Genomic DNA, 9,426 nt, shown 5'->3' on the forward strand with positions numbered 1-9,426 from the left:
GGTGCTGTAACAATTGCGACGCGCCCATCAATGCCGCGTGAGGCCCCTATCCCCGCGGCGGGGGATGCGGCACCTAGGGGGCAACATGAGTGAAGGATCCGAGGTATGCTTACCGAGATGACTCCGCCCGCCGGACGGAACTGGCGGCGGATCGCCCCCATCGTTGCCATCGCCATCGCGGCGACCATCGGCTTTTTCAACCGCGATGCCTTCAGCTTTCAGACCCTGGCGGACAACCGCGAGCAGCTGCTGGCGTGGCGCGACAGCTCCTACGTGCTGGCGGCGTGCGGCTATGTGCTGGTCTATGTCGTGGTTGTCGCCTTCTCGCTGCCGGGCGCGCTGATGATGACGCTGGCGGGCGGGTTCATGTTCGGCATGTTCCCCGGTGCGCTGCTGACGCTGACCGGCGCGACCGCCGGCGCGACGGCGATCTTCCTGGCCGCGCGCATGGGGCTGGGCGATGCCCTGCAACGGCGGATGGATGCGTCAAAGGGCACGCTGACCCGAATCCGCGACGGCCTGCGCGCGAGCGAGATCAGCTACCTGTTCCTGATCCGCCTCGTCCCGGTGATTCCCTTCTTCGTGGCGAACCTCGCCCCGGCGCTGTTCGGCGTGTCGCTGCGCAACTACGTCTTTACCACCTTCTTCGGCATCATGCCCGGCACCGTCGTCTACACCTGGGTCGGCGTGGGCCTGGGCGAGGTCTTCGCGCGGGGCGAGCGCCCGGACCTCGGCATCCTGTTCGAGCCGCATATCATCGGGCCGATCCTGGCCCTGGCGCTGCTGTCCGCGCTGCCGATCATCCTGAAACACCTGCGCCGAAAGGGCCGCTGACATGGGCGAGCATATCGAAACGGACCTGCTGGTCATCGGCGGCGGATCGGGCGGGCTGTCCGTCGCCGCGGGGGCGTCGCAGATGGGCGCGGATGTCGTCCTGCTCGAAGGGCACAAGATGGGCGGGGATTGCCTGAACTACGGCTGCGTTCCGTCCAAGGCGCTGCTGGCGTCGGCGCGCCACGCCCACGCGATGACGGCGGGCGCGCCCTTCGGCATCGCGCCGCATGACCCCCTGATCGACTACGCCGGGGCGAAGGGCCATGTGAAATCGGTGATCGCCAAGATCGCGCCCCACGACAGCGTCGAGCGGTTCGAAAGCCTCGGCGTGCGGGTCATCACGGACTACGGCAGCTTCATATCCCGCAACACGGTGGACGCGGGCGGCACGCGGATCAGCGCCCGGCGCATCGTGATCGCCACCGGCTCACGCCCCTTCGTACCCCCGATTCCCGGGCTGGAGGGCGTGACCTGCCACACCAACGAGACCATCTTCGACCTTCAGGAACGCCCCGACCACCTGATCATCATCGGCGGCGGTCCCATCGGCCTGGAGATGGCGCAGGCGCATGTCCGCCTCGGCTCCAGGGTGACGGTCCTCGAGTGGGCGGCGGCGCTCGGAAAGGACGACCCAGAACTCGCCGCCATCGTGCTGGAGAGCTTCCGCACCGAAGGGGTGGCGATCGTCGAGGGCGCGCAGGCTGAACGGGTGACGGGCGCGGACGGCGAAATCACGGTGCACACCAAGGGCGGCGGCACCCATACCGGCAGCCACCTGCTGATGGCCGTGGGCCGCACACCCAATATCGAGCGGCTGAACCTCGACAAGGCGGGGGTCGCGCACGATGGTCGCGGCATTTCCGTGGACAAGCGCCTGCGCACGTCGAACCGGCAGGTCTATGCCATCGGGGATACGGTCGCGGGCGGGCTGCAATTCACCCATGTCGCGAACTATCACGCCGGCATCGTGATCCGACAGGCGCTGTTCGGCCTGCCCGCCCGCGCGACCGCGCACCACATTCCCTGGGCCACCTACACCGACCCGGAACTGGCGCAGGTCGGCCTGACCGAAGCGCAGGCGCGCCAGAAGCACGGCATCCACCTTGAGGTGCTGCGCTTCGAATATGGCCAGAACGACCGCGCACTGGCCGAGGGGAAGACGCGCGGGCTGATCAAGGTGATGGTCCACCGGGGCCGCCCGGTCGGCGCCTCCATCGTCGGCGCGCAGGCGGGCGAGCTGATCCAGACCTGGGCACTGGCGATCTCCAGCAAGCTGAAGGTCGGCGCCGTCGCGAACATGGTCGCCCCCTATCCGACCCTGGGAGAGATCAACAAGCGCGCCGCCGGGCAATATTACGTCCCCCGCCTTTTCGAAAACGACCGGGTGAAGCGGTTCGTGCGTTTCATCCAGCGGTGGTAGGGTGCTTGTTCCGGAGGCCCGGCGCCCATAGATTGCGTCCGAAGCAGAAAGAAAGCCCCGCATGTCCCGGTTTATGAACTCGCTCAGCGGACGGTTTCTGGTTCTGACGGTCATCTTCGTGATGATCGCGGAAATCCTGATCTTCGTGCCGTCCGTGGCGCGTTTCCGGGTCGAATACCTGCAAGAGCGGCTGGAGCTGAGCCAGCTCGCCTCGCTATCGCTGCTGGCGACGCCGAACGACATGGTCGCCACCGATCTCGAGCGCGAACTGCTGGAAAACGCCGAAGTGCTGAACATCGTGCTGCGCCGCGACGCGATGCGGGAACTGATCCTGTCCGACGACATGCCCGTGCCCGTCTCGGAAACCTATGACCTGCGCGACGCCCATCCGCTGGTCCTGATCCAGGACGCGCTCAAGACGATGGTGCGCACCGGGGACGACGCCCGTGTCATCCGGGTGATCGGCCTGCCGGTGAAGGGCGGCGGGGTGATGATCGAGGTGACGCTGAAGGAAGCGCCGCTGCGGGCGGCGATGATCGCCTACGGGTTGAACATCCTCTGGCTCAGCCTGGTGATCTCGGTCATCACGGCGTTCCTGCTGTTCCTTGCCGTGCGCCGCTTCATGGTCAAGCCGATCGCGCGCGTCGTGGGTCACATGACAAGCTATCGCGACGACCCGGAGGATCAGCGCCGCATCATCTCGCCCCGCTCCTCCGTGACGGAGGTGCGCACGGCAGAGGTGGCTCTTGCGGATTTGCAGCACCAGCTGACCCAGTCCCTGCGCCAGAAAGAGCGGCTGGCGACACTGGGCGGCGCGGTCAGCCGGATCAGCCACGACCTGCGCAACATGCTGACCACCGCGCAGCTTCTGGCCGACCGTCTGGAGCGCAGCGAGGATCCGGCGGTGAAGCGCACCACGCCCAAGCTGCTCAGCTCTCTCGACCGGGCCATCAACCTTTGTGAACGCACCCTCGCTTTCGGCAAGGCCGAGGAGCCGGAGCCGGAAATCCGCACGCACCGCCTGCGCGCCATCGTGCAGGACGTGATGGAAAGCAACCGCCTGCGCGAAGAGGGGGCAAACGTGGACCTGGTCTGCGACGTGGCGCCGGAGATTGAGGTTTCCGCCGATTCGGAGCAATTGTTCCGCGTGCTCAACAACCTCGTGCGCAACGCCCGCCAGGCGATCGCGGCCACCCACAAGCCGGGCGAGATCCGCGTTTCCGCGCAGAACACGCCGATGGGATGCGAGATCATCCTGCGCGATACCGGCCCCGGCCTGCCCCCGAAGGCGCTTGAGCATATCTTCCAGCCGTTCAAGGGCGGCGCACGCCGCGGCGGTACCGGGCTGGGCCTTGCCATCGCGGCCGAACTCATCCGCGGCCACGGCGGCGCGCTGGAGCTGCAGGAGACCTCGGTCGAGGGTACGGTTTTCCGCATCACGCTGCCCGGACAACGCCCTGTCGCGGCCTGAGAAGAAACCGCGCGGATAGGGCTTGCAAACCCCCCGGCGCGGGGGTATCACGCGCTCCACGGACCGATAGCTCAGCTGGATAGAGTACTTGACTACGAATCAAGGGGTCGGGGGTTCGAATCCTCCTCGGTCCGCCACCTTGATCCTGTCAGATGCCAAGCAAAAGCGACTTTTGTGACAGGTAACTGACCCAGTCGGCGGAATTTCCTGAAATCATAGCGACGTTGCTCAGTTGAGCGGGTGATCGTAAGATCCGGCCAATCCAGTCTTTGTCTGATCCCGGAAGCCTCGCTTGGTCAAAAGCTTACCTGCCACTCCCGGAACGAACTTCCCGCAGTTGCCGCTGACGGTGGCACATGCCGCGTGCGAACCGGCTACTTCCTTGCTGTCGCGGCTTGCGGCCAGGAACGGCGCCGTTTCGATGCAGAGGTTTTGCGGCGACATTGCCTTTCCGATCGACCCGCTCTTTCGTGGTGAGAAAGTGGCTATTGAGCAATTGGCCCAGCTTGCAGGGTGTGACCTGGGCGCATTGGAGCGGGTGTCTATCCGTCACCTCGGTAAAGGCCATTTCCGTCTGAGGGAAGAATTCGCCTCCCTTCAGAGCTTTCAGCGCACGCGCATCCGCGTCTGCCCGGAGTGCATACGGTCCGAGATGCCGTCAGCAGCGGAGTCGTGGCGCGTGCCGCGTCGCCTCCAGTGGAAATTCTCGTCGATCAGGAACTGCCCGAAACACAGCTGCATGCTCATCAGCATTCCAGCCGAGAAATTTCACAAGGACGCCAGAGACTTCGCGGCGCAGATGCGAAAACACCACGGTTGGATTTTGGATCAGCCGGTGGTCCAGGCAACCCCCAGCGCTTTCGAGGCGTATCTCACGAACCGCATCCTGAGCGGGCGGGGCGACCGATGGATCGACCGCCTCGAACTCAACGTGGCGTCGCGGGCATGTGAAGTGCTGGGCCTGCGTATCGCAAAGGGGCCAGATGCTGTGCTGTCGGGGCACAGTGAGCCAGACTGGATGGGCTATGGTGCCTTGGGCTACGACACACTGAAAGACGGACCTGTAGCCCTTTCCAATTGTCTTGCCGATATGGCTCGCGAGGACGTCGTGGACGGCAGGTTTTTCGGTCGACTCTTTGGCCCCTGGATGGCGTGGCTGAAGAGCCGGAGTCTCGGCGATGAGTTCGAGCCCCTGCGTGACGTCGTGCGGCGACACGTCTTTGATAATTTTTCCGTCAGAAAAGGGGTGCTGGTGCTTGGCGTGCCTTCGGAGGGAATGGCTTCATCGAACCCACAGAAGTCGGTTTCGCTGAAGGGGTTCGCCAAGCGCAATGCGGAGGATCTGATTTACCGAGGTCTCGCAAAGCGTGACGCTGGTGGCGATATCGTACCGATGAGTTTTGTTACCCAGAGAATGCTCGACGCCTACGAGCGCGAGCAAAAGTCCTTTCGAAACGCAAAGCGTTCATCTGAAGGTAGAAAATCCAGAACATTTGTTATGGACGAAACTAATCCCGCACGGGAGAGCCGCCTTTCCATCGGTGACGCTGCCGGGCAGCTAAGAGTGACTGCCAAAACAGTAGGGTATTTGATCCAACATGGAATGTTGTGCGGCGTGGATACCTCAGAGCTCTACCGCCGAGGGGCGACTGTTGTTGCCGCTGACAGTCTGACGCGTTTCCGAGAGACCTTTATTTCCTTGGGCGAGCTCGCGGAAGTCATGCAGCGTCCACAAGGTTCACTGTCGATGAAGCTTAGAAATGCCAATGTGGCCCTGTTGGCGATGCCTCATGATCTAAGCCGGATCTACTGGCGCGAGGATGTAAATGCCGACCTAACAACCGAAAAATGACACTTTCGGCCCAAAGCAGCCCATCGTAACCGCCCTCGTCATGCGCGGAAGAGGTTCCCAAAGCTGCCGTTCTACCTTGGGTGCGGCATGCCGCATCTGCCAAGGTAGCAGTGCGGGAGAAAGCTACCCCTCGCTGCATATGGAGCCTACTGCTTCAGTTGAGGCGTGCTGTTCGTGCCCCGCCCGATTAGGAACCGGTGGCAAGCAGTTCCTCCAAGCGCGTATTCACGCCCGTCCTGATTTCGGCTTCGAGGCGGGGTCCAAGCCCCGGGTCGGCATCGTCGTAATAAATGCGATGGATGCTGAAACGCGCCGCGCTCGCGACGATCGGGGAGATCGAGGCAATGTCAACGATCTTGCCACCGACCTCGACGTTGATCTGCTGAGGATGACCGCCGTCGATATTGCGCTGTTTGTAGATCTCACGCGGATACCTGTCATAGTAGCATCCTTCGGTCCACAGCGAGCCCTGTTTTTGCAGGCATTCGGAAGCTTCGGTACAAACTTGGTTGAGCACCTTAACGCGCTGCCCGGCCTTCATTGCCTTGACCGCCGAATTCCCGGCCGCCACGTCGTCAGCGAGCCGCCACACGTCAAGCATTGGATAGAAGCGTCGTGCTGCGATGCGGTCGGCCACATTCTTGATATCTGCGTCTTCGGCCTCCTGGAACAGATGCAACGAACCCCAAAACAGGCTGTCGTCCAACAACAGCGCGTTTTCGAGATTTCCAGGATTTCGGAAGAAGCGGACCAGTGCGTGGTTCTCTGTCAGTCCCGCCCGCGTCTCGTTCCCGGTGGCGATACGCTCGAAAACGCGGCTCATCAGCAGCGAGAACATGTACTCAACCGCTCGTGTCCGCTTGTGTAGGTAAAGAGTCGGGTAAAGTTGGAAAAGGGTGACAGTGAACTGCTCGAGCGAAATATATGCTTTGCTGTTTACGTATAGGAAGTCACCGTTGGATCCGTGTCCGACCCGAAAGTTTCGCATCAGCCAGTCGAGATCGATCCCACCCGAAGAAACCCCTGCGAAATACGGATCACGCTTGGCGTAATCCAACCGGTCCGCGTCGAGTTGGCTCGAGACGAGAGACGTGTAGATGCACGTTTCGTCCTTCTTGGCGATCATGTCTGCCACCGCCCTAGGAAAATCTTTGCCGCCCATTTTTTCGAGCACGCGGGTAATGGAGGAATCAAGGATGATCCTCGGGCTGATCAGCTCGTGGTCGACGGCCGCCGCTAACGGACTATTTTTTACCAGTCGGTTGCGTGTCTCATACATTTTTATCGCGTTCTCGAAAGCATGGCTGAACATACCATGTCCGATGTCGTGCAGAAGGGCGGCAGCGAGGCAAGCATGCCCCTTTTCCGACCAATTGCCTTTTTTGACGTCGGGCTCCACGACTGACAGTAGGCGCTTAGCCACGGCATAGACGCCCAGCGAGTGGCCGAACCTCGAATGGGTGGCCGACGGGAAAACGAAGTCGGCAAAGCCCAACTGTTTCACCCGGCGCAATCGCTGAAAGTATGGGTCCGACAGCATCGACTTTAGTTCGAGTTCGGCCTCGCCCTCAAATTCGATGGAACCGTGAATCGGGTCCTTGATCATCTTAGCTGTCATAAATCCTCCTCTGTTGGCGTATTGCCGTTGTGATCTTGTCATCGGGCGGGTTACGCCGCAGTGGTGTGCCGTACGACGAAGGGAAGTGCGGCCGGGTCGGAAGCCGCCACGTCCTTGTCGAAGTCGTTCCGACCGTAGTCCCTTGGATAGTAGGAGAAGCTCTTCAGGGCGAAATACGAATCTTCGTCCATAAAACGACGGGAAAGGGCCAGACTTGCCTCTTCTGTAGCCTCCGCCGGAAAGTCCGGGCTTAAATGTATGGGGGTGATGCCCAACAATTCGGCGGAACGATCGTCTATCGGTCGTGCTCCAAGTTCGCGCCAGCCCTTGATTAGGATGTCCGCAGTCTTCGGGGGGCCGTAGGCGAGCACCGGGCCAACCGAGACGCCCGCGATCGCGTCGCTTCGCGCGTCCAGCCAAGCGGTCGTCTCGTCGAGAGTCGAGCGCGTTTCCCCAGCGTACAGTAATACATTGATCTTGGCCTTCACGCCGTTCGCGCGGCAGGCCGACAACAACTCGGAAGCCGCCCGCAGGTAACGGTCGGGGTCTCTGGCCTTCCCCATCGCCAGGATCTGACGCGGAGAGGCACTCTCGAGTCCTAGGTCCAAGACCCGCAGTCCGGCCCGTGCCAGATGCTCGACGGTTTTGGCGGTGATGGCGTCTACACGCGTCTCTGTCCTCCACGCGATGCCTAGATGGTAGGCATGTTCTGCAAAGTCGTCCGCCCATCGCACGTTCGGCAAAAACATCGAAGATTGTAGGTAGGGACGGATCTCCCCACCGTCATATTGAGCTTGCACCTGAGCCATCGACACCGCGAGTTTCGCGCCGTCACTCAGCTTCTCCACCCTAATGTCGCGCTCCTCGCAGAAGGCGCAGCCCATGCCACAGCCTCGAGATGCTTCAATGCTTGGTTGGTACTTTTGGAAATCGTCCACCAGCCGATGGTTCAATGTGAAGCTGGGCGTCGGCTCGGCGATACGTGAGAGCACCGGGTTTTCCGTCAGCAAACTCTCGATGACGCTCTCGCTGAGGCCGGGCGCGAGGACATCAGCCTCCTGCAGAACGCCCTGAAGCCAGACCGGATCTGGGCCGACGACCCAGCGTCCGCCCACGACAATCCGGCAATGCGGATCGAAAGCCTTGGCTAACTTGCAGAACGACTGTGCCCAAGGCAGGGCGTAGAAGCTGGGGATCGATACCATGAGAGGGTAGATCGACGGAAAACGACCGCAATCCACGAGCTGTCGAAATAGTTCCTCTGGCGAGCTATGCTCGCCGTGAACTAGTGAAACTTCGTAACCTTTCAGTCCCAGCTTGGTCGCCAGAGACAACGCGCCGTAGTTCAAATACAATTGTCGGCGAGCTAGGGCGTGGTCCCGTTTTTTTGGGGTGAGCAGACCGGCTGAGACAAAGGTAATGTGGTTTGATCTGAACATCCTGTCGGAAACTCTTATTTCTATACTAAATCTGTATATGGAGAAATTTATGCCATTTGTAAGTGTCGAAGGAATCGATGGTAGCGGGAAATCAGCTCAGAGCGAACGTTTAGCTGCCGCTTTACGGAAAATGGAGTTCCACGTCATCAAGACGAAAGAGCCGGATGGCGGCATGATCGGCGCCGAGGTCCGATCGATCCTGGTGGCCGATCTCCCGGTGAGGCTCTCTCATCTCGAGGAGATGCTACTGATCTCCGCTGCGCGCGCGAACCATGTAACCAACGTGATCAGGCCTGCGCTCGATGACGGCTCGTGGGTGGTCAGCGATCGGTACCTAGACTCCACCTACGCTTTCCAAGTGCACGAGACCGGTGTGCCGGAGCAGCTGTTCCTCGCTATCGCCTCGGAGGTGGTGGGCGATACCATGCCCGACCTAACTTTTGTCCTGGATATCGAGCCCGACATTGCACTGCATAGGCGAACCGCCCGAGGCGCCGACGTGTCTGACGACCCTTCCGAAATCACACGCGACTTCGCGCGAATTCGGAGCGGCTTACTCACTTTGGCAAGAAGGGAGCCGGGGCGATGCCGAGTGATCGACGCGAGTCGTTCTGAGGAAGAGGTCGCCGACCTGATCCTGGCAGAGGTGAAGAAGTCCGGGTTGATCCACGTCTAACCACCTGAGCTACTCCCCATCCGTTGGACAGGATCTGGCGTAAATTAAGCTACTCGTTGCACCTGCTGATCGGGTTGGTTGATATCATTTCTCTGCCAATAGACCACGGCTGGCGG

7 protein-coding genes and 1 tRNA gene are annotated in these 9,426 nt (G+C 61.3%); 6 read left to right on the top strand and 2 right to left on the bottom strand.

Annotation, left to right across the window (positions count from 1 at the left end):
* Nucleotides 1–105: 105 nt before the first annotated feature.
* From DJ029_RS20015 to DJ029_RS20035, 5 genes are all read left to right on the top strand, one after another.
* The gene (locus DJ029_RS20015) at nt 106–834 is read left to right on the top strand and encodes a TVP38/TMEM64 family protein (RefSeq protein ID WP_232823153.1); all 729 of its coding nucleotides are present in this window, start codon (nt 106–108) and stop codon (nt 832–834) included.
* Between the two features lies 1 nt (nt 835).
* On the top strand, nt 836–2,254 hold the full coding sequence (locus DJ029_RS20020) for a dihydrolipoyl dehydrogenase family protein (RefSeq protein WP_112324255.1): 1,419 nt from the start codon (nt 836–838) through the stop codon (nt 2,252–2,254).
* A gap of 61 nt (nt 2,255–2,315) precedes the next feature.
* Nucleotides 2,316–3,725 (top strand): sensor histidine kinase, encoded by a 1,410-nt coding sequence (locus tag DJ029_RS20025; protein ID WP_232823154.1) that lies wholly within the window; start codon nt 2,316–2,318, stop codon nt 3,723–3,725.
* 60 nt (nt 3,726–3,785) lie between these two features.
* Nucleotides 3,786–3,862: transfer RNA gene (locus tag DJ029_RS20030), tRNA-Arg, on the top strand.
* Nucleotides 3,863–4,074: 212 nt separating this feature from the next.
* Entirely contained in the window at nt 4,075–5,577 is a 1,503-nt protein-coding gene (locus DJ029_RS20035; RefSeq protein ID WP_112324263.1) for a TniQ family protein, read from the top strand.
* A 187-nt stretch (nt 5,578–5,764) separates the two neighbouring features.
* Here DJ029_RS20035 and DJ029_RS20040 read toward each other — a convergent pair whose 3' ends face one another.
* A complete protein-coding gene (locus tag DJ029_RS20040; protein ID WP_112324256.1) occupies nt 5,765–7,195 on the bottom strand; it encodes an HD domain-containing protein in 1,431 nt (476 codons plus the stop codon).
* A gap of 50 nt (nt 7,196–7,245) precedes the next feature.
* On the bottom strand, nt 7,246–8,634 hold the full coding sequence (locus DJ029_RS20045; RefSeq protein ID WP_112324257.1) for a B12-binding domain-containing radical SAM protein: 1,389 nt from the start codon (nt 8,632–8,634) through the stop codon (nt 7,246–7,248).
* Here DJ029_RS20045 and tmk point away from each other — a divergent pair.
* Nucleotides 8,615–9,310, top strand: a complete 696-nt coding sequence (tmk, locus tag DJ029_RS20050) for a dTMP kinase (RefSeq protein ID WP_198671210.1) — start codon at nt 8,615–8,617, stop codon at nt 9,308–9,310. The genes DJ029_RS20045 and tmk overlap by 20 nt on opposite strands.
* Nucleotides 9,311–9,426: the final 116 nt, after the last annotated feature.

This window comes from Oceanibium sediminis (assembly GCF_003265325.1).
GTDB lineage: Bacteria > Pseudomonadota > Alphaproteobacteria > Rhodobacterales > Rhodobacteraceae > Halovulum > Halovulum sediminis.